Raw genomic sequence first — 24,751 nt, 5'->3', positions numbered from 1 at the left:
GCGCACGGCGCCCGGCCGCCCCGCCGCGCGGTGACCCGGCGGGACGGGCGGACGGGCGGGGCGGCACGTCGGGCGGTCAGGCGGTGGTGCGGCCCGCCGAGGCGTACCAGTCGACGATCTGCATCGCCGCGCCCGCGGCCTCCTGTCCCCGACATCGGGCGTGGTGGCGGCGGGTGATGGCGTCGAGGTCGAGCAGCGGGCCGAAGGCCGGGTGGGCGGCGAGCCTGCGGGCGTAGGCCCACAGGGCGGGGTGGGCGGCGATCCGGTCCACGGCGTCCGCGTCGAGGTGCCAGCGGTGGACGGTGTCGAGCTGGACGAGGGTGGTCCACACCTGCACATCGGCCGCGGTGAGCCGCTCCCCGAGGACGAACTCCTGCTCGCCGAGGCAGCGTTCGAGGGAGCCGAGTGCGTCGAGGAGGGTGCCGAGCGGTTCCGCGTGGGCCCCGTGCTCGATGCCCAGCTCGCCCGCGCTCTGCGCCGCCTCGTCGATGCCCTCGGTACACAGGCGGCCGACGGCCTCGATCCGCCGCGCGTCGGCCCGAGGGTGGAGCTCGGGCCCGGCGGAACCGAAGCGCAGGGCGAGGTCGCGCTCGATGTCGGGCGCGTGGGTGCTGACGACCCGTCCGGTCCAGGCGTCGCTGAGCACGGGGGCGGCTGCGGGGCCGCGGTGGTGGTGGGAACTGGCCTCGTACAGCGGGCGGAGCGAGGTGAATCCGCCGTCCGGGGTGTCCGGGACGGCGGGCAGCAGCTCGACGGGCAGGAGGTCGCCGAGACCGAGCAGCCGGTGGGTGACGGCGATGCGCAGGGAGCCGGGGCACGGCAGGGACAGGTGGAGCCGGTAGCGGTGCGGCGCGGCGTAGTGGCCGCTGCTCATGTCGCAGCCGATGCGGCCGCGGAAGGCGGGCGCGGCGGCGGAGGGTGTGGCGGACATGCGTCTCCCTGGGGCTGATCGGTGGGCACAGGGGAATGCGGCGGCCCGTCGGCGCGGCACTGCCGGACGACGGGGGGGGCCGGGCCCGGGACGGCGCGTGCGGGCATCACGAAGGTGCCTGTCGCACGGTGGGCGAGGCCGGAAAGGGACGCGGTGGCGACGGTGCCGCCGCGGCGCCGTCAGGAACTGGCGGCGCTGCAGACGCGCAGGAGATCGATGTGCCGGCGGCAGGTGAGCAGCAGCGGCCGGCGCGGCGCGCGGCCCGGTTCTGCCCCTGGATGCCTCATGACGTCCTGTCCGTCCGTCCGTCCCCCGGCGGTTCGCCGGGCTCTGCGACGAGTGTCGAGTCGCGCGGCGGCACCGTCAAGGGTGCGGACGCGAGCCCGTGGGGACCGGGGGCGGTTACCGGCATCGGGGACGTACGGGATACTGCGGCCATGCGCATTTCAGCCAGGGCCGACTACGCGGTGTGTGCCGCCGTGCTGCTCGCCGCCGCCCCTGGCGGGGGGCCGCTGAAGGCCGAGGCGATGGCCGAGGCCCAGGACATCCCGCACAAGTTCCTGGAGGGGATCCTGGGCGACATGCGCCGGGGCGGGCTGGTGCGCAGCCAGCGGGGCGGCAACGGCGGCTACTGGCTGGCGAGGCCGGCGGAGGCGATCAGCGTGGCCGACGTCATCCGCGCGGTGGACGGTCCGCTGGTGTCGGTCCGGGGCGTGCGGCCGCCGGAACTCTCCTACACCGGGCCCGCGGAGCCGCTGCAGCCGCTGTGGGTGGCCCTGCGGGCGGGGGTGCGGCAGATCCTGGAGGGGGTCACGATCGCGGCGATCGCCGCCGACCGGCTGCCGGAGGGGGTCTCGGCGCTGACCGAGGACCCGGCCGCGTGGACCAACCCCTGAGCGGGCCGCCGCCCGCGTCCTGACGTTTCCTCACATTCCGTCCGCGCGCGGCGTCGACGGTCCGGAATGCGGATGCCCGGTGTCCACCCCTCGAACGCCCTCTTGGGAGCGCGCCGGACGTCTGACACCATCTATCCCTACTATTCCAGTAGGAAACATGGGATTCCCTGTGAGGTGGGCCGTGCGTACGTCGACTCGGACAGGCCGTACGGCCGACGACGAGCTGTGGCGGCGGGTGGTCAGCGAACTCGCCGACGACCTCGCGGTCGACGCCCTGACCCGTGACCGCGCGGGCAAGCCGCCGTACGACGAGGTCGCCCGCCTCAAGGAGGCGGGCCTGCCGGGCCTGCTCGTGCCGCCGGGAGCCGGGGAGCGCGGGACGGATCTGCGCGGCGCCTGCGCGGTGCTGGGCGAACTCGCGGCCGCCGACAGCTCGGTGGCCGAACTCCTCGCCCGGCACTACGCCCTGACCTGGAGCGGCCGGCTGTTCGGCACCCCGGCGGACGCGGAGCGGTTCGAGCGGCGCACGGCGGCCGGCGGGCATCTGCTCGCCGGCGGCGTCGACCTGCCCGAGACGGCGGCCGGCCCGCCGCTCACCCTGCGCACGACGGGCAACGGCCGGATGCTGAGCGGCTGTCGCACCCTGGAGGCCGGCGCCACGGTCGCCGACTGCCTGGTCGTCGACGCCTCCCCCGCCCCCGGCGGCGATCCGCTCGTCGTGCTGGTGGACCCGGCCCACCCGGGCGTCCAGGTCAGCCCCGCGCCCGAACGCCTCGGGCAGCGGCTCACCGGCGCCGGCAGCGTCGTCTTCGACTCCGTACCGGTGACGGCCGACGACGTGGTGGGAGCGGTGCCGCGCGACGAGCGGGCCCTCGCGCCGCTCACCGCGCTCACACCGCTGGTCCTCCGGCTGCTGCTGAGCCATGTGGCCCTCGGCACCGCGGAGGGGGCGCTCGCCGAGGCCCGGGACATCAGCCGGGCGGCCCGGGCGGCGGATCCGCGCGAGGGCGGCCGCCTCTTCGACGGGGTGGACGGGCGCCCCGCCACCGACCCGTATCTCCTGCTCGCCTACGGGGAGTCGGCGACCGAGGCCCATGCCGCGGCCTCCGTCGTGGAGCGGGCGACCGCGGCCCTGGCGGACGGTCTGGCGGCCGGCCGGGAGCTGACCGCCGACGAGAGCGCGGACATCGCCGCGCTGGTGGGCGCGGCCGAGGCGGTCACCGCCCGGTCGGCCGTGCACATCACCACCCGGGTGCTCGGCCTCTTCCCCGGCGCCGGCCCCGCGGCGGCCGACCCCGGCCTGGACCGCTTCTGGCGCAACGCACGGGTGCTGACGGCCCGTCACTCCGCCGCCCACAGCCTGCGCGACATCGGGGACCACTACCTGAACGGAAGCCTGCCCCGGCTCGCGGGCCACCGCTGACGGTCGGCCGGGCCGCGGCCGAGCCGTCGCGCCAGGCACCGGGAGCGCGGTCGAGCGGTCACGCCACGGCACCCGGGAGCAAGGCCGAGCCGTCGCGACAGGACGCCGGCGCCGCGGTCAGGCGGTCGCCGTCACCGCGCCGGGGCCGCGGCCGAGCACCCGCAGTCCGGGGCCGGCCGTCCCGGCCTCCAGCAGGGCGCGGGTGACCGGGCCGTCGGCCACCACCGCGAGCGGCACCCCCGCCTGGTCGCACAGGCGTTGGGCCCGCAGCACCGTGCTCAGCGCGGCGGCGCTCACCACGGACGCCCCGATCTCCATGACGACCGCCCGGGGCAGGTACATCCGCACCAGATCCGTGAACTGCTGGGACAGCGCGGCGCGTTCGCTGATCCGGACGTCGCCGTCCAGCGAGACGAGCAGGACACCGCGGTCGAGGGTGTGGGTGAGCACGAGGAACCATCCGATCATGCGGGGATCTCGGGGATCCGCCCCATTCGCCGGCCCCATGGAGGGGTGCGTCGCTGGCCCTATTTAGGGGCGCGGCGGCGCGTACCGCAACACGCCACACCAGAGCGGGGCGAAACGCTTCACCGGGCGCCGCGGCCGGCTGGTGGCATATGCACGCCACCTGCACGATCCCCCCGCCCCGTGTCCGGATTGTGATGCTCAAGTTCCGCTCAGATGTACTGCCGGGGGGACATCCCAGTCCATAGGGTGCGGGAATCGGGGGGCGGTGCAGCAGGGGGAAGAGCCGTGCGCCCGGTGCGGGAGGACCCGGCGCGACGAAGCGCGGGGCGGTTCTCCCCCGGTTCGTTCGGAAGAAGGAAGTCGCACCCATGAACCCCTGCAAGTCGGCCGCGTTCGCGGCGGTCACCGTGCTTGCGATCACCCTCACCGCCACCTCCTGCAGCTCGGACTCCGGTTCCCCGGACTCCGGACCGTCGGACGGCACCACCTCCGCCGACCGGCCGCGGCTTCCCACCTACGAGGTCGCGACCGGCGTCTCGATCGACTCGCCGACCCTGGAGCGGGCGCAGAAGGCCGGCAAGATCGTGATCGGCGTCAAGAACGACCAGCCCTTCCTCGGCTTCCAGGACGAGAGCGGGCAGCGGTCCGGCTTCGACATCGAGGTCGCCAAGATGATCGCCGCCGATCTCGGCTTCGCCCCGCGGCACATCGAGTTCAAGACGGTCGACACCGGCAAGCGCGAGGCGGCCATCGCAGCCGGGCAGGTGGATCTGTACGTGGGCACGTACACGATCAACGACGAGCGCAAGAAGAAGGTCGGCTTCGCCGGGCCGTACTACCTGGCCGGCGCCGACCTGCTGGTCCGCGCCGACGACCGGACCATCGGCGGCCCGTACTCCCTCCAGGGCAAGACCGTCTGCTCGGTGACGGGCGCGACGGCGCTGAAGGAGATCCAGAAGGAGGAGTACAACACCACCACGGTGGGCACCGAGAAGTACTCCCAGTGCGTGGACAAGCTCGTGAAGGGCGAGGTCGACGCCGTCACCACGGACGACGCCATCCTCATGGGGTACGCGGCGCAGGTCCCCGGCAAGCTCAAGGTCGTCGGCAACCCGTTCACCGAGGAGCCCTACGGCATCGGGATGAACAAGGACGACACGGCGCTGCGCGAGGCGGTGTCCGACGCCATCGAGGAGCACGACGCCAACGGCGACCAGGAGAAGGCGTACGACGCCACCCTCGGTCTGTCCGGCTCCAAGTACGGCGGCACGCCGACCGTCGACCGCTACTGAGTCCGCGTCCCGCGCGGACGGTCCGCCCCCTCCGCCATACCGCGACACGGCGCGTGCCGCACGCACCACCGCCCCGGCCGGGCGGACCCGGGCCGGGGCGGTGGCGTGCCGCGGCGGACGTCAGGCGAGCGTGGCGAGCGCCTGGTTCAGCGTCTCGGAGGGACGCATCACGGCCGACGCCTTGGCCGGGTCGGGCTGGTAGTAGCCGCCGATCTCCGCCGGGGAGCCCTGCACGGCGATCAGCTCGCCGACGATGGTCTCCTCCTGCTCCGCGAGCGTCTTCGCCAGCGGGGCGAAGGCCTCCGCGAGCTGCGCGTCGTCGGACTGGGCGGCCAGCTCCTGCGCCCAGTACAGGGCGAGGTAGAAGTGGCTGCCGCGGTTGTCGATGCCGCCGAGGCGGCGGCTCGGCGACTTGTCCTCGCCCAGGAACGTGCCGGTGGCGCGGTCCAGGGTGTCGGCGAGGACCTTGGCACGGGCGTTGCCGGTAGTCGTGGCGAGGTGCTCGAAGCTCACCGCGAGGGCCAGGAACTCACCGAGGCTGTCCCAGCGGAGGTAGTTCTCCTTGACGAGCTGCTGGACGTGCTTCGGGGCGGAGCCGCCGGCGCCCGTCTCGAACAGACCGCCGCCGTTCATCAGCGGGACGACCGAGAGCATCTTGGCGCTGGTGCCCAGCTCCAGGATCGGGAAGAGGTCGGTCAGGTAGTCGCGGAGCACGTTGCCGGTGACGGAGATGGTGTTCTCGCCGCGGCGGATGCGCTCGACGGACAGCTGGGTCGCCTCGACCGGCGCCAGGATCCGGATGTCCAGGCCCTCGGTGTCGTGCTCGGGCAGGTAGGCGTTGACCTTGGCGATGAGCTGCGCGTCGTGGGCGCGGGTCTCGTCCAGCCAGAACACGGCCGGGTCGCCGGTGGCGCGGGCGCGGGTGACGGCGAGCTTCACCCAGTCCTTGATCGGCGCGTCCTTGGTCTGGCACATGCGGAAGATGTCGCCGGCGCCGACGGTCTGCTCCAGGACGGCGTTGCCCTCGGCGTCGACGACGCGGACGGTGCCGGTGGCCGGGATCTCGAACGTCTTGTCGTGGCTGCCGTACTCCTCGGCCTTCTGCGCCATCAGGCCGACGTTCGGGACGGTGCCCATGGTGGCCGGGTCGTAGGCGCCGTTGGCGCGGCAGTCCTCGATGACGGCCTGGTAGACGCCCGCGTAGCTGCTGTCCGGGAGGACGGCGAGGGTGTCGGCCTCCTGGCCGTCGGGGCCCCACATGTGGCCGGAGGTGCGGATCATGGCCGGCATCGAGGCGTCGACGATGACGTCGGACGGCACGTGCAGGTTGGTGATGCCCTTGTCGGAGTCGACCATCGCGAGGGCCGGGCCCTCGGCGAGCTCGGCGTCGAAGGACGCCTTGACCTCGGCGCCCTCCGGCAGCGACTCCAGGCCCTTGTAGATGCCGCCGAGGCCGTCGTTCGGCGTGAGGCCGGCCTTGGCGAGGACGTCGCCGTACTGCGCGAACGTCTTCGGGAAGAAGGCGCGGACGACGTGGCCGAAGACGATCGGGTCGGAGACCTTCATCATCGTGGCCTTGAGGTGCACGGAGAACAGCACGTCCTCCGCCTTCGCCCGGGCGACCTGGGCGGTGAGGAACTCGCGCAGGGCGGCGACGCGCATCACGGAGGCGTCGACGACCTCGCCGGCGAGGACGGGTACCGACTCGCGCAGCACGGTGGTGGAGCCGTCGTCACCCTTGAGCTCGATGCGCAGGGTGCCGTCCTTCCCGACGACCGCGGACTTCTCGGTGGACCGGAAGTCGTCGACGCCCATGGTGGCGACGTTCGTCTTGGAGTCGCCGGTCCAGGCGCCCATGCGGTGCGGGTGGGCCTTGGCGTAGTTCTTGACCGAGGCGGGGGCGCGGCGGTCGGAGTTGCCCTCGCGCAGGACCGGGTTGACGGCGCTGCCCTTGACCTTGTCGTAGCGGGCGCGGATGTCGCGCTCCTCGTCGGTCTTCGGCTCGTCCGGGTAGGCCGGGAGGGCGTAGCCCTGGGCCTGGAGCTCGGCCACGGCAGCCTTGAGCTGCGGGATCGAGGCCGAGATGTTCGGAAGCTTGATGATGTTCGCACCGGGCGTCTTCGCCAGCTCGCCGAGCTCGGCGAGGGCGTCGTCGATGCGCTGGCCCTCTTCGAGGTACTCGGGGAACTGGGAGATGATCCGCCCCGCGAGCGAGATGTCACGGGTCTCCACGGTGACACCGGCCGTCGATGCGTACGCCTGGATCACAGGCAGGAACGAGTACGTCGCCAGGGCGGGCGCCTCGTCGGTGTGCGTATAGATGATGGTCGAGTCAGTCACCTGGTGCTCCGCTCTCCACGTCTGCAACATTGCTCGACATCAAGATATCTCGTGAGCGGTCCCTGTTCGAACGCGGCCCGCCCCCCGTGGGCGGGCCGCGTTCGAAGGGGCTGCGGCTACTTCACGGATCCCGCCATCACTCCCTGGACGAAGTGCCTCTGGAAGGCGAAGAACACGACCAGCGGGACGATCAGCGACAGGAAGGCGCCCGGGGCGAGGACGCCGATGTTGCTGCCGAACTGGCGCATCTGGGACTGGAGCGCCACGGTCAGCGGCTGCGAGCCGCTGTCGGCGAAGAGCAGCGCCACGAGCATGTCGTTCCACACCCACAGGAACTGGAAGATCGCGAGGCTGGCGATGGCGGGGCGGCCGAGCGGCAGCACCAGCCGGGAGAAGATCCGCCACTCGCTGCCGCCGTCCATCCGGGCGGCCTCCAGCATCTCGCGCGGAATCTCCGCGAAGTAGTTCCGCAGCAGGAACACCGCGAAGGGCAGCCCGTAGGCGACGTGGAAGAGGACCACACCGGCCACCGTGCCGAACAGCCCGACGGCTCCGAAGAGCTTGGCGACCGGCAGCAGCCCGATCTGGACGGGCACCACCAGCAGGCCGACGACCACCAGGAAGACCGCGTCCCGGCCGGGGAACTCCAGCCAGGCGAAGGCATAGCCGGCGAGGGCGGCGATGCCGACGACCAGCACGGTGGTGGGGACGGCGATCAGCACCGTGTTCCAGAAGGCGGTGGTGATGCCGGAGTCCTGGAACAGCGCGGTGTAGTTGTCCAGTGACAGCTGGGAGGGGTCGGTGAAGGCCGTCCACCAGCCGTCGGACGCGTTGTCGCTCTCGTCGCGCAGCGAGGAGAGGAACAGGCCCGCCAGCGGAGTGATCCACACCAGGGCGACGACGATCAGCAGCGCCTGGACGGCGGAGCTGCTCAGCAGGCGTCCGAGCCGGCCGGTTCGGCGGCTCCGGCCGGCGTCCGCCGGGGGCGCGGGGGTGACGGGCCGCCGTTCGGCCGTGAGGTGGCCGCTCATGCGCCGCTCCTTCGGAAACGCCGGATGTTGAAGATCATCGCGGGGACGACCAGGAGGAGCAGCAGGACGGCGAGCGCGCTGCCGAGCCCCTGGTCGTTGCCGCCGCCGAAGGACACCAGCCACATGCGGGTCGCCAGGACGTCGGCCTCCTCCTGCACGGGGCCGGGGGCGATGATCCACACGAGGTCGAAGACCTTCATCACGTTGATGACGAGGGTGACGAAGACGACGGTGAGCACCGGGGCGAGCAGCGGCACGGTGATCCTGCGGAAGATCTGGCCCTCGCTGGCACCGTCCATCCGGGCCGCCTCCAGCGCGTCGCGCGGGATGGAGGCGAGGCCGGCCCCGATCAGCACCATGGCGAAGCCCGTCCACACCCAGAGGTAGGCGCCGATGATCGCCGGGGTGACCAGCGCGGGGCCGAGCCAGCTCACGCCCTCGTAGGGCGCCGCGAAGTTCGCGGCCGGCAGCCGGTAGGTGTACCCGTCGCCGTCCAGTCCGGTGAAGCGGAAGGAGCCGTCGGCCGCCGTGGTGGCCGTGGCGACGGCCTTGCCGTCCCGCACCGCCTCGACGGTCATGCCCGGCAGGCCCTTCTCGCCGGGGTCGACCTCGCCCGGGGTGCCCTTGCCGCCGGGGGCGAAGTCGAGCCAGACCACTCCCCCGAGCTCGCCCGCCGGGGGCGGCTCGCCGGCCGCGTCGGCGGCGCCGCCGGGCATGTCCTCGGGGGCGATGCCCACGAAGCCGAGGGCCGCCGCCTCGCCGGGGCCGTAGGCGGTGCCGGTGGTGTACGGGCCGCCCGCGCCGCCGGTGAGTCCCTGGCCTTCGCGCGCCCGTGCCGTCGGGTAGGCGGCGGGGTCCTCGAAGACGTCGTGGACCTCGGTGACGACGGCGTTGAGCACGCCCCGGTCCGGGTCCTGCTCGTAGGCGAGCCGGAAGATGATGCCGGCGGCCAGGAAGGAGACGGCCATGGGCAGGAACAGCACCAGCTTGAACGCGGTGGCCCAGCGCACCTTCTCGGTGAGCACCGCGAGCACCAGGCCGAGCCCGGTCAGCAGAGTGGGCGCCACGACGACCCAGATGGTGCTGTTGCGGATGGCCTTGAGGGTGGCCGGGTCCCGGAAGATCTCCGCGTAGTTCCCGGCGCCGACGAAGCGGTCGCCGCTCGCGTCGAAGAGGCTGCGCCCGACGGAGAAGACGACCGGGTAGACCACCAGGGCGCCGAGGAGCAGCAGGGCGGGCAGGACGAAGGCGACGGCGAGCAGGCGCTTCCTGCGCCGGGCGCCGCGGCGGGGGTCCGCCGGGGCCCCGCGCCGCGGGGGTGCCGCGGCGCGGGTCGTGTGGGTGTCGGCCATGGTGTGCGGCCTCAGTTCCCGTAGGCCTTGGCCGCCGCGGCCTCCAGCTTCGCGGCGGTGCCCTTGGGGTCGGACGGGTCGCGCAGGAAGTCCTGGAGGAGCTTCCACTCGCCCGCTCCCTTGGTGCCGCCGAAGGCGGCGGGCGCCTGGTCGGACATGTCGAAGCGGACCGCGTCGCCGGCCTTGACCAGGGACTCGGCGGTCTTCTTGGCGGTGTCGTCGGAGTACGCGTCGAGGCTCACGTTCTTGTTCGGCGACAGGAAGCCGCCGGCGCCGGCCCAGATCTCGGCGGCCTCGGGGGTGGCCAGGAACTCCAGCAGCTTCATCCCGGCCTCGGCGTTCTTGCCGTCCTTGAGGACGACCGCGGCGTCACCGCCGCTGACGACGGGCGCCTCGCCGCCGCCGACCGGGGGGAACGGGAAGAACTTGGCGTCCTCGCCCGGCTTGCGGCCGAACTCGTCCTTGGCGACGCCGCCGACGAAGTCGCCCTCGTAGACCATGCCGGCCTTCGGCTCGGGGCCGAAGACCTGCTCGACGGAGGCGGGGAAGTCCGTGCGCAGCGCGCCCTGGGCGCCGCCGGCGACGAGCTGCTTGTCCTTGAAGACCTCGCCGAGCGTGGTGAGGGCCGTGACGACGCTCTCGTCCGTCCACTTCAGCTCGTGCTTGGCGAGCTGGTCGTACTTCTCCGGCCCGGCCTGGGAGAGGTAGATGTTCTCGAACCAGTCGGTGAGGGTCCAGCCGTCCTCGCCGGCTATCGCGAAGGCGGGGCGGCCGGAGTCGGCGAGGGTGCGGCCGGTCTCCAGCATCTCCTCGTAGGTGCCGGGCTCGCCCACGCCGGCCTGGGTGAAGGCGTCGGGGCTGTACCAGACCGTCGACTTGTGGGCGGCCTTGAAGTAGAGGCCGTAGTAGGCGCCGTCGACGGTGCCGTACTCCTTCCACACCGGGGCGACGCCGTCCGCGGCGGTCTTCGCCGCGGTGTCGGACAGCGGCGTGAGCCAGCCCTCCTGGGCGAACTGCTGGAGGACGCCGACCTGCGGGACCATCACCACGTCGGGGGCGTTGCCGCCCTCGATCTTGCTGCCGACGAACGTGGAGACGTTGTCGCCGGAGGGCACGAAGACCGTCTTGGCGCCGGTCTTCTCGGTGAAGGCGTCGAGCACCTTCTTGAAGTTCTTCTGTTCGCTGCCGGTCCACACGCCGGCCACGGTGACCGTCTTGCCGCTGAGCTCGCCTCCGCTCGCGGGGGTGGTGCTGCCGCCGCAGGCGGTGGCCGTCAGGGCGACGGCGAGCGCGGCCGCCGCGGTGGCGGCGATGCGCCTGGGGGTGCGGGGGTTGGATCGCATGGTGGTTCCTTCCGTCGGTGAGGGTCGGGTCACAGTGAGGGGGCGGCGGGCCGCTCGCCGGTGTGGTCGGCGGTCCACCAGGCGGCGGTGGCGCCGGGGAGCACGCCGTCGGGGCAGGGGCCGCTGGAGAGCAGCGGGGTCCCGGTGACGGGTGCGGGCACGGGGTCGGTGCCGAAGTTGACCGCGCAGACCAGTCCGTCGCCGCGGACCATGGCCAGCACCTGGGGCGGGGCGTCCAGCCACCGCAGCGTGCCGTCGCCCAGCTGGGGCAGCGAGTGCCGCAGCTGGAGGCCGTCGCGGTAGAGGTGCCAGAAGGAGCGGGTGTCGGCCAGGGCCCGGTCCGTGGCGTGCTCGGCGAACCACTCGGGCTGCGGCAGCCACGGCCGGGCCCCGGCCGCGCCCTGGCTGAAGCCGAACGGGGAAGCATGGCCGGACCAGGGCAGCGGGACGCGGCAGCCGTCGCGGATGTGCTTGCGGCTGCCGGTGCGGCGGAAGATGGGGTCGGTCAGCACCTCGTCGGGGAGGTCGAGGACCTCGGGGAGTCCGAGCTCCTCGCCCTGGTAGACGTAGGCGGCGCCGGGGAGGGCCAGCATCAGCAGGGCGGCCGCGCGGGCGCGGGCGGCGCCGAGTCCGCTGCCCTCCACGCCGGGCTCGCCGGCGTAGCGGGTGACAGTGCGGACCTGGTCGTGGTTGTTGAGCACCCAGGTGACGGTGGATCCGGTGCCGGCGATGTCCCGGACGGCCTCGTCGATCACGGACCGGAAGGCGGCGGCGTCCCAGGGCGCGCTGAGCAGGTCGAAGAAGAACGCCTGGTGCAGTTCGTCGGGGCGCACGTACTCGGCGTGCTCGCGCGCGGTGGGCACGGACACCTCTCCGACGAGCAGCCGCTCGCGGCCGTCCAGCGCCGCGTACTCGTCGCACACCCGGCGCCAGCGCCGCCAGACGTCGTGCACCTCGGGCTGGTTCCAGGCGAGCGGGTTGACGGAGTCCCGGCTGCGCTCGTCGGCCTCCGGGTCGTCGGAGTCGGGCAGTTCGGGGTGCTTGAAGAGACCGGCCGCGACATCGATGCGGAAGCCGTCGACGCCCCGGTCGAGCCAGAAGCGCAGCACGGACTCGAAGGTGTCCCCGACGGCCGGGTCGCGCCAGTTGAGGTCGGGCTGCTCGGGGGTGAACAGGTGCAGGTACCACTCCCCCGGGGTGCCGTCGGGCTCGGTGGTGCGGGTCCAGGCGGGCCCGCCGAACATCGCGCGCCAGTTGTTGGGGGGCTCGTCGCCGCCGGGGCCGCGGCCCGGCGCGAAGTGGAAGCGGGCGCGGGCGGGGCTGCCGGCGGGGGCGGCGAGCGCCTCGCGGAACCACGGGTGGGCGCTGGAGCAGTGGTTGGGGACGATGTCGAGCAGCAGCTTCAGCCCGAGGCGCCGGGCGTCGGCGGTGAGCCGGTCGAACTCGTCGAGGTCGCCGTAGACGGGGTCGACGTCGCAGTAGTCGGCGACGTCGTAGCCGTGGTCGTGCTGCGGCGACGGGTAGAACGGGCTGAGCCAGATGCCGTCGACCCCGAGCTTGCGGAGGTAGGGCAGTCCGGCGCGGACGCCGGCCAGGTCCCCGATGCCGTCCCCGGTGCTGTCGAGGAAGCTGCGGACGTAGACCTGGTAGATCACCGCGTCGCGCCACCAGGCGTCGGGGGCCGCGGCGGCGCGGGAGAGGTGGCCGGTGCCGGCCACGAGGGTGCTGAGCATCTCGCGTCAACCGTTTCTGCTGGATGCGAGGGCGCCCCGGATCGGGTGCGTCGTTATGCATGCATGTTAAGTAGGCGTGTCTGACAGGTGTCAACGGAGAGAGCTGAAACCGGCGAAAGCTGGGGGCTTTTGACCTGCATTGCCCCACCCCTGGAGTCGGGAACGGACCGGAGCAGCAAAGAACCCCTACTTAACAAGTAAGTAGGGGTTCATCGGGGTGGGACGACGCGGGCTCAGCCCCGGCGGGAGATCGCCGACAGCTCGCGGGCCAGCCGTCCGACGGCCAGGTCCGGGCTCTGGCGCAGCGCCATGACGTCTTGCGCGACCGCCTGCACGGCGAGGCTCACCTGGTCGTAGCGCGGGCTCTTGGGCCGGGGCACGGCTGTCAGCACGCTCTCGCGCAGGGTGGGCAGATACGGGTGGTCCCGGATCAGCGCCGGGTCCTCGTAGAGCGCCGCCCGCACCGGCGGGAGGGCCCCCTCGGTGAGCACCCGCCGCTGGACCCGTTCGCCCGTCAGGTACGCGATCAGGTCGGCGGCCGACGCGGGGTGGCGCGAATGGCTGCTGACGGCGAGGTTGGACCCGCCGAGCACACTGGTGCCGGGGCCGTCGGGCCCCGGCAGGGGCACCGTGCCGATCCGGCCGGCCACCGGGGAGTCCTTCGCCGCGGCCTCGGCGTACACGTAGGGCCAGTTGCGCAGGAACAGCAGCCGCCCGTCCTGGAACGCCTGCCGGGACTCCTCCTCCTTCCAGCCGAGGGCCTCGCGCGGGATCCACCCCTCGCGCACGCCGGCGGCCAGGAAGGAGAGCCCGTCGCGGGCCGCCCGGGAGTCCACGCTCACCCGCGCCCCGTCGTCGCGCAGCACCGAGCCGCCCGCCGAGTGCACCGCCTCGGTGACGTTGACGGTCAGGCCCTCGTAGGGCAGGAACTGGCCCGCGTAGCCGTCGAGTCCGTGGCGCGGCGCGAGGGTGCGGGCCTGCCGGGCGAGCTCGTCCCAGGTGCGCGGCGGCTTCTCGCCCGCCTGCTCCAGGACGTCCTTGCGGTAGTAGAGCAGTCCGGCGTTGGTCACGTACGGGACGGCGTACAGCCGGCCCTCGAAGGTGGCGGTGTCCACGACCGGGCGCAGGAAGGCGTCCAGCGGGAAGCGGCCGCGCTCCAGGGGCGCTATCCAGCCCGCCGCGGCGAACTCCGAGGTCCACGCGACGTCGATGTTGAGGACGTCGAACCGGTCGCTGCCGGACCGCAGTTCGCTGATCATCTGGGCGCGGGTCTCGTCCGCGGAGTCGGGCAGCTCGACCAGGGTCACCCGTTCATCGGGATGCCGCTCGTTCCACTCGCGGATCAGCGGCGGCAGATAGCCGGTGAGATCGCCGGCCGTCACCAGGGTCATCGGCCCGCGGCCCGGCGGCTCCTGCCCGCCCCGCACGCCGAAACCGGCGTAGCCGGCCACCACCACCGCCGCGACCAGGAGTCCTCTACCCGCGGCACGCATCCACCGCATAGGTTCCTCCCAGCACGATCCGGCTGCGCCGCCGACCATCGTGGCCTATATATACCCGTTAGGCATGGGCGATACTAGACGTGCAGGCGGACCGGCCGGACTGCCGGGCCGTCCGGCGCGCGCCGGGCCGGCAGGAAACCACGGAGCGGGAGAGAGGGGACGGGCGTGCGGCTGCCGCTCCTGGCACTTCTCACCCGCGGTCCCGCGCACGGCTACGAGCTGAAGCTGGACCTTGAGAAGCTCCTGGGCGCCGCGTACCCTCAGCCGAACGTCGGCCAGATCTACGTCACCCTCGGCCGGCTGGAGAAGAGCGGTCTGATCGACGGCGAGGACGTCGAGCAGGCGGGCCGGCCCAACAAGCGCACGTACCGGCTGACGGCCGCGGGGCGTGAGGCGGTGCTGGCCTGGTTCGAGGAGACCCACGACGAACCGCGGGTACGGGACGAGTTCTTCATGAAGCTCGCCCTCGCGCCCGAGTCGGGGCTCGCGGACCCGGTGGCACTGATCAACCGGCAGCGCAGGCAGTACCTCAACACCATGCGGGAACTGTCGCGGCTGGCCGCCGCCGAGGACCGGGACAACCGGATCTCCCAGTTGCTGATCGAAGGGGCCATGCTGCACCTCCAGGCCGATCTGGACTGGCTGGAACGCTGTCAGGAGGAGCTGGAATGAGCGAGGCCGCGCCCGCCGGCGACCACCGCGAACCCCCCGCCGCGCCCGCGGACGGGCCGGGCCCGGCGGACGCGCCCACCGGCCGGCCGGGCACGACCCGGGCGCCCGCTGAGGGGACGGGCACGGCGCCCACGCCCATCCTGCGGGCCGAGCAGCTCACCAAGACCCACCACGGCGAGGGCGCGGCCGTGCACGCCGTGCGCGGCGTGGACCTGACCGTCCAGCCCGGCGAGTTCGTCGCCGTCACCGGCCCCTCCGGCGCGGGCAAGTCCACCCTGCTGCACCTCATGGGCGGGCTCCAGCGCCCGGACAGCGGGCGGCTGTGGCTCGACGGCGAACGCGTCGACCAGTACCGCGAGGCCCGCTGGGCGGTGCTGCGGCGGCGCCGGGTCGGCATCGTCTTCCAGTTCTTCAACCTGGTCTCCAACCTCACCGTCGCCGACAACGTCGAGCTCCCCGCCCTGCTCGCCGGGGCGTCCCCGGCGGCGGCCCGCGCGTCGCGCGCGGAGCTGCTCGCCGAACTCGGGCTCGAAGGCCGGGAGAAGTCCGTGCCGGGCGAGCTGTCCGGCGGCGAACAGCAGCGCGTCGCCCTCGCCCGCGCGCTCGTCAACCACCCCGCCCTGCTCCTCGCCGACGAACCGGCCGGCAGCCTCGACAGCAAGGGCACCCGGGAGGTGCTGCGGCTGCTGACCCGCTTCCACCAGCGGGGCCAGACCATCCTGATGGTCACCCACGACGCCCGGATGGCCAGCGCGGCCGACCGTGTCATCAGCTTCTTCGACGGCCGGATAGCCGACGACGCGATGCTCGGCAGCGCCGCGCGCGGCGGGCGCCACGGGGTGTCGGGCGTGCTCGAACTCAAGGAGTGAGCGTGCGGGCGACTCTGCGCTGGGCCAACGCCGATCTGCGCGCGCACCGCGGCGAGGCGCTGTTCGTGGTGCTGGCCAGCGCGGGTGTGATCGCCTCGCTGCTGCTCGCCGGAGCACTCCTCGGATACGCCGCCAACCCCTGGCAGCGGGTCTTCAACCAGTCCCAGGGCGCCCACATATGGCTCCACACCCGCGGCGGCGCCGACACCGCGGCGCTCCGGGACCTCGAAGGCGTCACCTCCCTCGCCGGCCCCTACCGCACGGCCGACGCCACCGCCGCGTCCCGGGGCGCGCGGGCGGGCATCGAACTGCGCGCCACCGGCGCGCAGCTCCCCCGGACCGGACGGCCCCTGCTCACCCGGGGTCAGTGGCTCGCCTCCCGGACGGACGAGATCGTCCTGGAGAGCTCCGTCGCCCAAGCCCTGTGGGCCGAACCGGGCGACACCCTGCGGGTGACCGGCCCGCGCGGCGCCGCGCACACGCTGCGCGTCGCCGGGATCGCCGAGGCCGCGGAACCGCGTTACCGGCCCGGCGGCCAGCCGGGGACCGGCTGGGTGCTCCCCGGCGCACTGGACACGGTCGCCCCCGGGTCGCACGACCAGACGGTGGGCCTGCGCCTGGCCGATCCGGACGACACCGACTTCATGGTGCAGCGGGCCGTCACCGTGCTCGGTGCCGACCGGGTCGCGCAGGTCACCAAGTGGGAGCAGGCGCGGGCCGAGGCCGGCGACGACGACCGGCTGCTCGGGCTGCTGTTCGCCGTGTTCGGTCTCGGGGCGCTGCTGGCCGCCGCGCTCGCCGCCTCCGGCGCGGTCGCGGCACGGGTGCGCGGGCAGCTCAGGGACATCGCGGTGCTCAAGGCCGTCGGCTTCACCCCGGGGCAGGTGGTGCGGGCGTTCCTGCTCCAGCATCTGGCGTTCGCGCTGCTCGGGGTCGCGCTCGGATCCGCCGCGATCGCGGTGGTCGGCTCCCGGATTCCGGGCAGGATCGGCGACGCGGTCTCCGTGTGGCAGGACCTGCCGGGCCGGGCCGCCGTGATGACCGGTGTGCCGGCCGGCGCGGTGCTGCTGATCGCGGCCGCCACCTCGCTCGCCGCCTGGCGGGCGGGCCGGGTGCCGCCGGTGCCCGTGGCCCGGGCGGCTCAGCCGCTGCCGTCCCCGATGACGGCGCTGGGGCGCCGCGCGCTCGGGATGCGGGTGCCGCCCGCGCTGGTGCTGGGCTGGCGGGCCGCGTTCCCCCGCCGGGGCCGCACGCTCCTCCAGGTGGCCCGGCTGGCGCTGCCGCTGGTCCTGATCACGGTGGCGCTCGTCGCCTGGTCGACCCTGGACCAGTTCCGCGACCGGCCGGAGCGCATGGGGCTGCCGACGGCGCTGACCGTGCGCGCGGCCCAGCCCGGCGGGCCCGCGGACGCCGAGCTGCGGGCGACGCTGACGCGGGTCCCGGGGGTGGCCTCCGCCCATCCCGGCGCGGAGATGGCCGCCCTGGTGCCCGGCCAGACCGGCACGATCACCCTGCGCGGCCTCGGCACCGACGCCGAGCCGTACCCCTCCGCCGTGGCCGAGGGCCGCTCCCCCGCCGGGCCGGACGAGGCGGTCGCCGGGCAGGGACTGCTGGACCTGCTGGACGCCCGGGTCGGGGACTGGGTCCGGATGACGGTCGGGGGCCGGCCGCAGATCCTGCACATCGTCGGCCGCAGCATCGAACCGGAGTCCGGCGGGCGGGTGGTCACCACCACCCTGGACACACTGCGCGAACGCGATCCGCTGCTGCGGCCGGGCTTCCAGGCCCTGGTGCTGAGCGAGGGCGCGGACCCGCGCGCGGTCGCCGCCCGGGTGGGCGCCGCGGCGGACGGCACGCTGGAGGTCCGGGTGACGCCGAACCCGGCCGACCGCCTCGAACCGGCCCGGGCCGTGATCGCCGCGCTGATCGGCGTCCTCGCGCTGATCGGCCTGATCGAGCTGCTCACCCTCATCGGCACCGAGGTGCGCGACCGGGCGCGTGACCTGCTCGCCCTGAAGGCGATCGGGCTGACCCCGCGCCAGATCGGCGCGGTGATCGTGACGGCGGCCGGGCTGACGGCGCTGGTCTCCGCCACCCTCGGCACGTCGGCCGGCGCGCTGGCCGGGCACTGGCTGGTGGACGCGCAGGCCCGGACGAGCGGCATGGGGGCGGGCGTCGCCCAGGTGCCCCCGTTCACCGTGCTGCTGGCGGTCGCGGCCGCCGCCGTCGCCGGGGCCGTCGCGGCGGCCACCCTGCCGGCGACCCGCACGGCCCGGCGACGGCTGGCGGACTCGCTGAGCGAGACGCTGTAGCCGCCCGCCGGCACAGCGGTGCGCGGCGGGCGGCGGGGCGTCCCACGGGGGCGGGGCTCCCGGCGCGGCGCTCGCGCGGCCGCGGCGCGCTCAGGGCTCGATCAGGCCGGACCGGATCGCGTAGCGGGTGAGCGCAAGCCGGTCCCGGAGCCCCAGCTTGCTCAGCAGGTTCGCCCGGTGGCGCTGGACGGTCTTGACGCTGATGAAGAGCGTCTCCGCGATGTCCTTCGACGACAGCCCCTCCGCCACCAGCTTCAGGACCTCCTCCTCCCGCGCCGTGAGGATCTCGCCCCCGGCGTCCTCGCCGAGGCGGGCGCGGTCCAGGTAGTTGCGGATCAGCGCCGTGACGGCCCCGGGGTAGAGGAAGGACTCGCCGCGCATCGCGGCCCGGCACGCCGCCACCAGGTCGCGGTCGGCGACGGACTTGAGGACGTAGCCGCAGGCCCCCGCCTTCAGGGCCTGGAAGAAGTACTGCTCGTTGTCGTACATGGTCAGCATCAGGATGCGCAGCCCCGGCCGGAGCGACGCCAGTTCGCGCGCGGCCTGGATGCCGGTCATCCTCGGCATGCCGATGTCGAGGACCGCGAGGTCGACCTCGTGGCCGCGGACCATCTCGACGGCCTCCGCGCCGTCGCCCGCCTCGGCCACCACCCGCAGACCGGGCTCCCCGTCGAGGATGAGCCGCACGCCCCTGCGCACCAGCGCGTGGTCGTCGGCGAGCAGGATGCGGATCTCCGGTGTGTCCGTCATGGCAGCCCCTCCTCGGGGGCCGCCGGGGCGAGCGGCACGAAGGCCGGCGCGAGCGGTGCCACCGGCACCGTCAGCCGGACGCGGGTGCCGCCCCGCCCGGTGGCGCCGATGTCGAGCGAGGCGCCCAGCAGCAGGGCGCGTTCGCGCATGCCGCGGATGCCGGCGCCGTCGCGCGCCAGTCCCACACCCCGGCCGTCGTCGGTGACGGTCAGCGTCACCGCGCCGGGCGTACCGGTCAGTTCAAGGGTCACGTTCCCCGCCTCCGCGTGCCGGGCGACATTGGTCAGACTTTCCTGGGCGACCCGGTAGACGACGAGTTCGCCGACCCGGTCGAGGCCGGGCAGGCCGGCGCCGAAGCGGCGCTCGACGCGCAGCCCGGTGTGGGTGGCGAACTCGACCGCGAGCGAGGTCAGCGCGCTGACCAGCCCGAGGTCCTCCAGCACGCCGGGGCGCAGCCGGCGGGCGAGCCGGCGGACCTCGTCGAGGCTCGCCCGGGTGGTCTCCTGCGCGAGCCGCATGTCGTCCCGCAGCGGCCCGCCGGACTGGTCGGCCGCCCGCTTCAGCGTCAGCAGGACGGCGGTCATGCTCTGGCCGACCTCGTCGTGCAACTCCTGCGCGATCCGGCGCCGTTCGGACTCCTGGGCGTTCAGGGCGCGGGCGCTGCTGGCGGCCCGCTCGGCCTCCAGCCGCTCGATCATCTCGTTGAAGGTGTGGATCAGCTCCCCGACCCCGCCGTGGCCCGGCACGGGCAGACGGCCGCCGGGCCGGAGGAGGTCGACGGTGGCCATCTGCCGCGTCAGCCGGTCCAGCGGCGCCAGGCCGACGCGCAGCAGCGCCGCGTTGGCGACCAGCATGACGCCGAGCCCGCCGAGAAGGATCACCGCCTCCGTCAGCAGTACGGGCACGGAGACCGTCACCGGCGCCCACAGCAGCAGCGCGGTGGCGACTCCGAGCACCAGGGCGTTGAGCGCGAAAATCCGCCAGAACAGGGACACGGCGTACCTGACCTCCTCCTTCGTCGCAGGTGCTACCACTATGGGCCACCCGGGGAGGGTGCCGGCACCGGGCCGGGGACCCCGGGCCTCTACACCATGGGAGCCCCCGCAAATGGGGTCCGGGCCCGATGGCTCGGCGCGCGGGAAAGGGCGAGGGTGGCAGTCAGGAACCCCTTGGCCTCCGCACCGCCGCCCGGCGGTGCGGACGTGCGTCCGCGGCGCCCGCCGCACGACGCCGCGGCCGCCGCCCCGAAAGGAACGCCATGTCGCCCGACGCGGCTCGCTCCGTCTCCCGTCCCCGCGGTGCCACCGACCCCGAGATCCGGCAGCGCCTGGAGCACGAGCGGGCCTCCCGCCTCACCCAGCTCGCGGCCATCGAGGAGGAGCGGCACGAGGCGCCGCGCGACCTGATGGTCGCGCAGCAGTCGGCGATCCAGCGGGTCCTGACCGAGATCGAGGCGGCCTTCGCCCGCCTGGAGCGCGGCGCCTACGGCCTCTGCGAGGGCTGCGCCCGGCCGGTCCCCGACGAGCGCCTGGAGATCCTCCCGTACGCCCGCTGCTGTGTCGCCTGCCAGCGCCGGACCGTGTGACGGCACCGCCCGGCCCGACCGACCCGCCCCGATCCACCGCGCACAGCGGACCGCGCACCAGGAGTGGTGACCGAAGTGAACAACCAGACGGCCGGCGTCCGCACCGCGGGCCCGGCGCCCGAGGACCTCGACGCGCTGCGCGAGGGCCTGCGCGAGCAGCGCGCCTTCCGCCGGGAGCAGTTGCGGCGGCTGTCCGCCCCCGGCCCGGGACCCGAGGACGCCTCCGGGCCGCACCGTGCGGCCGCCACGGCCGGCGCCGCCTGCGGGAGCGCCCCCGCCGCGCACGGCCCGGGCCGGGACGGCGCCGGGTACGCGCCGGACCGCGCCGGTGAGACGGAGGACGGGGCCGGACGGCGGGCCGGGCCGTACGCGGCGCGCCCGCGGGCGCGCTCGGCGGGCACCGTGTCCCGTGACCGGCTCGCCGCGTCCGCGCGGATGGTGCTCGCCGACGTGGAGGCCGCGCTGGCGCGCATGGAGGAGGGCCGCTACGGCAGCTGCCACCTCTGCGCCCGGCCCATCGCCCTCGCCCGGCTGACGGTGGTGCCGCAGGCCCGCTACTGCGGGCGCTGCCAGCACGTGCGGGAGGCGGGGCGGTGAGCCGCACGGCCGCGGAGGCGGACGCGGGGCGGCGCCACCCGCGGTGGCCCGCGTGCGGGCTCTGCCCGCGGTTCGCGATCGACATCGGCAGCGCCCGCACCCGGGCCTGGACACCCGGCAGGGGCGTCGTGCTGGACGTGCCGACGGTGACGTTCCCCGGAACGGGCGGGATCCACCCCGTGCAGCGGGGCGCCATCGTGGACACCGCCGGCGTGGCACGGATGCTGGACCGGCTGCTGGGCCGCCGCACCGCGGGCCCCGGCCGGCCGCTGATCGTCCTCAGCACCCCGGTCCTCGGCGGGCCCGGCTTCCGCGGGGCCGCGCTCGAAGCGCTGGAGGTGCTGCGCCCGCGCACGGTGCTGACGGTCCCGGCCGCGCGGGCGATCGCCCTCGGCGCGGCGGCGGACATGAGCCGGCCGCTGGTGGTCGTGGACCTCGGCGCGCAGGTGACCGAGGTCGCCCTGCTCGCGGACGGGGCGGTGGCGGACGCGTACCGGACCGCGCTCGGGACCACCGATCTCGACGACGCGATGCCGGTCGCCGACGTCGCCGGGGCGGTCGTCGCCATGGTCGCCGACATGCTGCGCGCGGACCGCACGCCGCAGTCCCTCCTGGCGCTGCGGCGCGGTGTGGTGCTGGCCGGGGGCGGCGCCCTGCGGCCGGAGATCGCCTACGCGCTGACGGACCGGCTGCGGGTGCCCGTGCGGCCCGCGACCGCGCCGCACACCGCCGCCCTGCGGGGCGCCGGCCAGATCCTCGCGGCCGTGCACCGCCATCCGGCGTCCGGCGTCCGGCCGGGCCGCGCCTGCGACGGGTGATGCCGCCGCGCCCGCGAACGATCCACCACGACGGGTGGTCCCGCCGCACCGCGAACGATCCACCACGACGGGTGGTCCCGCCGCACCGCGAACGATCCACCACGACAGGCGATCCCTCCACGCCCGCGAACGATCCACCACGACAGGCGATCCCACCACGCCCCGCGAACGATCCACCGCGCGACGCGGTGTCGCCCCCCTCTGCGAAGGAGCAGCCATGCATGACCCCGTCCCGCGCGCCCAGCCCCCTCCCGCGCACCGGCCGGCGCCGTTGTGGGGCCTGCGCCCCAACCCGCTGCGCCGCCGGTGCGACCTGGTGCGGGCGTGGATCACGCTGGCGCTGGCCGCCGTGGTCCTGGGCGCCGTGCCCGTCGTCTCCGTCGCCGTGGGCCGTGCCGTGCACGGGTCGCTCACCGCGGATGCCGAGGCGCGTGCCGCGAGCCTGCACCGGGTGACGGCGGTGCTGGAGCGGGACGCGCCCCGGCATCCGGAACCGGGCTCGGCGGAGGCGGACCTGGCCCGGTATCCGGCGCCGGTCCGCTGGACCGGCCCGGACGGCCGGGTGCACCGCGGCGAGACGGAGGTTCCGGCCGGGGTGACGGCGGGCAGCACGGTCCCCCTGTGGTGCGACGCCGAGGGCCGGGCGGCCCGGGCCCCGATGTCCGCGGCCGAGGTCCGCAACCGGTCCGTCGGCTGGGGGGCGACGGCGGGAGCGGCGGTCGCGGTGGCCGGGGCGGTCACGTACGCGGTGGTCGGGCGGGTGCTCGACCGGCGGCGGCTGGCGGAGTGGGACGCCGCCTGGGCGGCGGCCGCCCCCCGCTGGTCGGCCTCGGCCTGACCGGCGCACCGGACAGGGCCGTTCGGCCCTGTCCGGGCCGGTGCGCCGGAGGGACGATGGAGGGTGACGGGTCGGGGACTCCCCTCCGGCCCGAGGGTTGATGTGCGGGTGGTTTCCATGTCTGCTGCGTCCGTCCCCGGCCCGGAGGCCGTGTCCTCCTGGGTCGCCGATGCCGTACTGGCTCCGTCGATGCACAACGCGCAGCCGTGGCTGTTCCGTTACGACCGGATCCAGGGTGTGCTGACGCTGCTGCTGGACGCCTCCCGCACCATGCCGCGCACCGATCCCGCGGCCCGCGGCCTCCATGTCGGCTGCGGCGCCGCCCTGTTCAACCTGCGGGTCGCCGCGGCGGCGGCCGGCTGGGAGGCCCGGGTGAGCGTCCGCCCGGCCGGGTTCGCCCCCGAGCTGCTGGCCGCCGTCACCTTCGCCCCCGCGACCGGGGACGCGGCCGGGGACGGCCTCGCGGAACTGCACCCGGCGATCGCGCGGCGGCACACCAGCAGGGCGCCGTTCTCCGAGCGGCCCGTCCCCGGTGAGCTGCTGGACCGCCTCAGGCAGGCCGCGCTGGCCGAGGGCGGCGCCCTCGACGTCGCGGACGACTGGCGCGGCCACACCCTCACCGACCTGGCGTGGGACGCCGAGCAGGAGGAGAAGCTGTCGCCCGAGGCGCTGGAGGAGATCGCGCACTGGACGTCCGAGCGCGCCCGCGACGCGCCGGAGGGCATCCCCGCCTACGCGCGCGGCCCCCGCCGCCACGGCGGCCGGGCGCTGGTGCGGGAGTTCCCCGGCGCCGAGGCGGCCGGCGGAGCGGGTGAGGGCGCCGATCCCGGGACGGCCGTCTTCGAGTGGTCGCCGTGTCTCGCGGTGCTCGGCACGCGGCGGGACGAACCGGCGGACTGGGTGCGCGCGGGGCAGGCCATGGAGCGGGTGCTGCTGCGCGCGACGCTGGACGGGCTGTCCACCTCGCTCAACTCGCAGGCGCTCGAACACCCCGATCTGCGCTGGCTGCTCCGGGACCCGCTGTCGGGAGCCGCGTACCCGCAGATGCTCATCCGGCTCGGCTACGGCCCCGAGGCGCCCGCGACCCCGCGCCGTCCGGTGTCCGAGGTGCTCGTCGTCGACTGACCGGCACGGACCGGCCGGAAAGCGCCTGTTCCGTGGCACGGGAGGGTCCTTCGGCGAGAGGATCGAAGGGCAGGCCCACCCACCGGAGGAAGCACCATGACCGAGCCGTACCGTTCCCCGGACGACGCGCCGCGCACCGCCCCCGGCGAGGGCGGCATCCGGGTGCTGGTCCTCGACGACCACGAGGTCGTCCGCCGGGGCCTGCGCGATCTGCTCGACGCCGAACCGGACATCGAGGTCGTCGGCGAGGCGGCGACCGCGGAGCAGGCGCTGAACCGGGGTGTCGCCCTGCGGCCCGACGTCGCCGTCCTGGACATCCGGCTGCCGGACGGCGACGGCGTGACCGTCTGCCGTGAGCTGCGGTCCGCGGTGCCGGAGGTCGCCTGTCTGATGCTGACCTCCTTCGACGACGAGGACGCCCTGCTGGACGCCGTCATGGCCGGCGCCGCGGGGTACGTCCTCAAGCAGATCAAGGGGACGGACCTGGTCGCGGCGGTGCGCACGGTGGCGGCGGGCCGCTCGATGCTGGACCCGGCCACCACGGAGCGGCTGCTGCGCGCGCTGCGGGACCCGGCGCCCGCCCCCGCCGCGGACGGGCGGCTCGCCGGGCTGACGGAGCGGGAGAAGGACGTGCTGGCGCTGATCGGCGACGGGCTGACCAACCGGGAGATCGGCGAGCGGCTCCATCTCTCGGAGAAGACGGTGAAGAACCACATCTCGCGGCTGCTGGCGAAGCTGGGCGTGGAGCGCAGGGTCCAGGCCGCGGTGATCGCGGCGCAGGCCCTCGGGGAGGACGGCGGGACTCCGTGAGGGGTCCGCTCCCCGCTCCGGACGGGGGTGCTGCCGCCCCCGTCCGCGTGCCGGGCAGGGGCGC

At 74.6% G+C, this 24,751-nt stretch carries 22 protein-coding genes; 12 read left to right on the top strand and 10 right to left on the bottom strand.

Annotated elements, in window-relative coordinates; all coding sequences use genetic code 11:
- Positions 1-76: 76 nt before the first annotated feature.
- Positions 77-931: a glutathione S-transferase family protein gene (locus JE024_RS31305; RefSeq protein WP_205377270.1), complete on the bottom strand. Its 855-nt coding sequence runs from the start codon at positions 929-931 to the stop codon at positions 77-79.
- A gap of 437 nt (positions 932-1,368) precedes the next feature.
- Between JE024_RS31305 and JE024_RS31300 the strand changes: the two genes are divergently transcribed.
- On the top strand, positions 1,369-1,827 hold the full coding sequence (locus JE024_RS31300) for an RrF2 family transcriptional regulator (RefSeq protein ID WP_205377269.1): 459 nt from the start codon (positions 1,369-1,371) through the stop codon (positions 1,825-1,827).
- 181 nt (positions 1,828-2,008) lie between these two features.
- Positions 2,009-3,250: an acyl-CoA dehydrogenase family protein gene (locus tag JE024_RS31295; protein WP_244883281.1), complete on the top strand. Its 1,242-nt coding sequence runs from the start codon at positions 2,009-2,011 to the stop codon at positions 3,248-3,250.
- Positions 3,251-3,367: 117 nt separating this feature from the next.
- On the opposite strand, the gene JE024_RS31290 is transcribed toward JE024_RS31295, so the two are convergent.
- Positions 3,368-3,718 (bottom strand): hypothetical protein, encoded by a 351-nt coding sequence (locus tag JE024_RS31290; protein ID WP_205377267.1) that lies wholly within the window; start codon positions 3,716-3,718, stop codon positions 3,368-3,370.
- A gap of 368 nt (positions 3,719-4,086) precedes the next feature.
- Here JE024_RS31290 and JE024_RS31285 point away from each other — a divergent pair, with 368 nt between their 5' ends.
- Entirely contained in the window at positions 4,087-5,010 is a 924-nt protein-coding gene (locus JE024_RS31285) for a glutamate ABC transporter substrate-binding protein (RefSeq protein WP_205377266.1), read from the top strand.
- Between the two features lie 120 nt (positions 5,011-5,130).
- Here JE024_RS31285 and JE024_RS31280 read toward each other — a convergent pair whose 3' ends face one another.
- The 6 genes from JE024_RS31280 to JE024_RS31255 all read right to left on the bottom strand — a co-directional run bounded on the left by JE024_RS31280 (position 5,131) and on the right by JE024_RS31255 (position 14,311).
- The gene (locus JE024_RS31280; RefSeq protein WP_205377265.1) at positions 5,131-7,350 is read right to left on the bottom strand and encodes an NADP-dependent isocitrate dehydrogenase; all 2,220 of its coding nucleotides are present in this window, start codon (positions 7,348-7,350) and stop codon (positions 5,131-5,133) included.
- Between the two features lie 116 nt (positions 7,351-7,466).
- Positions 7,467-8,381, bottom strand: coding sequence for a carbohydrate ABC transporter permease (locus JE024_RS31275; protein ID WP_205377264.1), 915 nt, complete (start codon positions 8,379-8,381; stop codon positions 7,467-7,469).
- Positions 8,378-9,733 (bottom strand): carbohydrate ABC transporter permease, encoded by a 1,356-nt coding sequence (locus JE024_RS31270; RefSeq protein ID WP_205377263.1) that lies wholly within the window; start codon positions 9,731-9,733, stop codon positions 8,378-8,380. The genes JE024_RS31275 and JE024_RS31270 overlap by 4 nt, the downstream gene beginning before the upstream one ends.
- An 11-nt stretch (positions 9,734-9,744) precedes the next feature.
- A complete protein-coding gene (locus JE024_RS31265; protein WP_205377262.1) occupies positions 9,745-11,076 on the bottom strand; it encodes an ABC transporter substrate-binding protein in 1,332 nt (443 codons plus the stop codon).
- Between the two features lie 29 nt (positions 11,077-11,105).
- Positions 11,106-12,809, bottom strand: a complete 1,704-nt coding sequence (locus JE024_RS31260) for a glycoside hydrolase family 13 protein (protein WP_244883280.1) — start codon at positions 12,807-12,809, stop codon at positions 11,106-11,108.
- Positions 12,810-13,042: 233 nt separating this feature from the next.
- A complete protein-coding gene (locus tag JE024_RS31255) occupies positions 13,043-14,311 on the bottom strand; it encodes an ABC transporter substrate-binding protein (RefSeq protein ID WP_205377261.1) in 1,269 nt (422 codons plus the stop codon).
- Between the two features lie 165 nt (positions 14,312-14,476).
- Here JE024_RS31255 and JE024_RS31250 point away from each other — a divergent pair, with 165 nt between their 5' ends.
- The 3 genes from JE024_RS31250 to JE024_RS31240 are packed head-to-tail and all read left to right on the top strand — an operon-like array spanning position 14,477 to position 18,164.
- Complete coding sequence (locus tag JE024_RS31250) at positions 14,477-14,983, top strand: PadR family transcriptional regulator (protein WP_205377260.1); 507 nt, start codon at positions 14,477-14,479, stop codon at positions 14,981-14,983.
- Complete coding sequence (locus JE024_RS31245) at positions 14,980-15,852, top strand: ABC transporter ATP-binding protein (protein WP_205377259.1); 873 nt, start codon at positions 14,980-14,982, stop codon at positions 15,850-15,852. The genes JE024_RS31250 and JE024_RS31245 overlap by 4 nt, the downstream gene beginning before the upstream one ends.
- A gap of 2 nt (positions 15,853-15,854) precedes the next feature.
- Complete coding sequence (locus tag JE024_RS31240; protein ID WP_205377258.1) at positions 15,855-18,164, top strand: ABC transporter permease; 2,310 nt, start codon at positions 15,855-15,857, stop codon at positions 18,162-18,164.
- A 90-nt stretch (positions 18,165-18,254) separates the two neighbouring features.
- Here the strand turns inward: JE024_RS31240 and JE024_RS31235 are convergent, their stop codons facing one another.
- Both JE024_RS31235 and JE024_RS31230 read right to left on the bottom strand, forming a co-directional pair.
- A complete protein-coding gene (locus JE024_RS31235) occupies positions 18,255-18,914 on the bottom strand; it encodes a response regulator (RefSeq protein ID WP_205377257.1) in 660 nt (219 codons plus the stop codon).
- Positions 18,911-19,909, bottom strand: a complete 999-nt coding sequence (locus JE024_RS31230; RefSeq protein ID WP_205377256.1) for a sensor histidine kinase — start codon at positions 19,907-19,909, stop codon at positions 18,911-18,913. Before JE024_RS31230 ends, JE024_RS31235 begins: the two co-directional genes overlap by 4 nt.
- Positions 19,910-20,172: 263 nt before the next feature.
- Here JE024_RS31230 and JE024_RS31225 point away from each other — a divergent pair, with 263 nt between their 5' ends.
- The 6 genes from JE024_RS31225 (at position 20,173) to JE024_RS31200 (ending at position 24,687) form a co-directional block, all read left to right on the top strand.
- On the top strand, positions 20,173-20,499 hold the full coding sequence (locus JE024_RS31225; RefSeq protein WP_205377255.1) for a TraR/DksA C4-type zinc finger protein: 327 nt from the start codon (positions 20,173-20,175) through the stop codon (positions 20,497-20,499).
- A 75-nt stretch (positions 20,500-20,574) separates the two neighbouring features.
- Positions 20,575-21,096, top strand: coding sequence for a TraR/DksA family transcriptional regulator (locus JE024_RS42390; RefSeq protein ID WP_372449886.1), 522 nt, complete (start codon positions 20,575-20,577; stop codon positions 21,094-21,096).
- Positions 21,093-21,914, top strand: coding sequence for a rod shape-determining protein (locus JE024_RS31215; protein WP_205377254.1), 822 nt, complete (start codon positions 21,093-21,095; stop codon positions 21,912-21,914). Before JE024_RS42390 ends, JE024_RS31215 begins: the two co-directional genes overlap by 4 nt.
- A gap of 217 nt (positions 21,915-22,131) precedes the next feature.
- On the top strand, positions 22,132-22,752 hold the full coding sequence (locus JE024_RS31210) for an Rv1733c family protein (protein ID WP_205377253.1): 621 nt from the start codon (positions 22,132-22,134) through the stop codon (positions 22,750-22,752).
- A 117-nt stretch (positions 22,753-22,869) separates the two neighbouring features.
- Positions 22,870-23,877 carry an Acg family FMN-binding oxidoreductase gene (locus JE024_RS31205; protein WP_205377252.1) on the top strand — a complete coding sequence of 336 codons (1,008 nt, stop codon included), beginning with the start codon at positions 22,870-22,872 and terminating at the stop codon, positions 23,875-23,877.
- A gap of 96 nt (positions 23,878-23,973) precedes the next feature.
- Positions 23,974-24,687, top strand: a complete 714-nt coding sequence (locus tag JE024_RS31200; RefSeq protein ID WP_205377251.1) for a response regulator — start codon at positions 23,974-23,976, stop codon at positions 24,685-24,687.
- Positions 24,688-24,751: the final 64 nt, after the last annotated feature.

Source organism: Streptomyces zhihengii (assembly GCF_016919245.1).
Lineage (GTDB): Bacteria > Actinomycetota > Actinomycetes > Streptomycetales > Streptomycetaceae > Streptomyces > Streptomyces zhihengii.
Note: the sequence above shows the minus strand (reverse complement) of the source record. Positions and strands in the feature narration are given on the sequence as shown.

Excerpts from the sequence above, each read along its gene's own strand:
- JE024_RS31255 (WP_205377261.1), bottom strand. The coding sequence starts at position 14,311 with ATGCGGTGGATGCGTGCCGCGGGTAGAGGACTCCTGGTCGCGGCGGTG.
- JE024_RS31235 (WP_205377257.1), bottom strand. The coding sequence starts at position 18,914 with ATGACGGACACACCGGAGATCCGCATCCTGCTCGCCGACGACCACGCG.
- JE024_RS31270 (WP_205377263.1), bottom strand. The coding sequence starts at position 9,733 with ATGGCCGACACCCACACGACCCGCGCCGCGGCACCCCCGCGGCGCGGG.
- JE024_RS31245 (WP_205377259.1), top strand. The coding sequence starts at position 14,980 with ATGAGCGAGGCCGCGCCCGCCGGCGACCACCGCGAACCCCCCGCCGCG.
- JE024_RS31225 (WP_205377255.1), top strand. The coding sequence starts at position 20,173 with ATGTCGCCCGACGCGGCTCGCTCCGTCTCCCGTCCCCGCGGTGCCACC.
- JE024_RS31200 (WP_205377251.1), top strand. The coding sequence starts at position 23,974 with ATGACCGAGCCGTACCGTTCCCCGGACGACGCGCCGCGCACCGCCCCC.
- JE024_RS31205 (WP_205377252.1), top strand. The coding sequence starts at position 22,870 with ATGTCTGCTGCGTCCGTCCCCGGCCCGGAGGCCGTGTCCTCCTGGGTC.
- JE024_RS31210 (WP_205377253.1), top strand. The coding sequence starts at position 22,132 with ATGCATGACCCCGTCCCGCGCGCCCAGCCCCCTCCCGCGCACCGGCCG.
- JE024_RS31260 (WP_244883280.1), bottom strand. The coding sequence starts at position 12,809 with ATGCTCAGCACCCTCGTGGCCGGCACCGGCCACCTCTCCCGCGCCGCC.
- JE024_RS31300 (WP_205377269.1), top strand. The coding sequence starts at position 1,369 with ATGCGCATTTCAGCCAGGGCCGACTACGCGGTGTGTGCCGCCGTGCTG.
- JE024_RS31305 (WP_205377270.1), bottom strand. The coding sequence starts at position 931 with ATGTCCGCCACACCCTCCGCCGCCGCGCCCGCCTTCCGCGGCCGCATC.
- JE024_RS31275 (WP_205377264.1), bottom strand. The coding sequence starts at position 8,381 with ATGAGCGGCCACCTCACGGCCGAACGGCGGCCCGTCACCCCCGCGCCC.
- JE024_RS31285 (WP_205377266.1), top strand. The coding sequence starts at position 4,087 with ATGAACCCCTGCAAGTCGGCCGCGTTCGCGGCGGTCACCGTGCTTGCG.
- JE024_RS31265 (WP_205377262.1), bottom strand. The coding sequence starts at position 11,076 with ATGCGATCCAACCCCCGCACCCCCAGGCGCATCGCCGCCACCGCGGCG.
- JE024_RS31290 (WP_205377267.1), bottom strand. The coding sequence starts at position 3,718 with ATGATCGGATGGTTCCTCGTGCTCACCCACACCCTCGACCGCGGTGTC.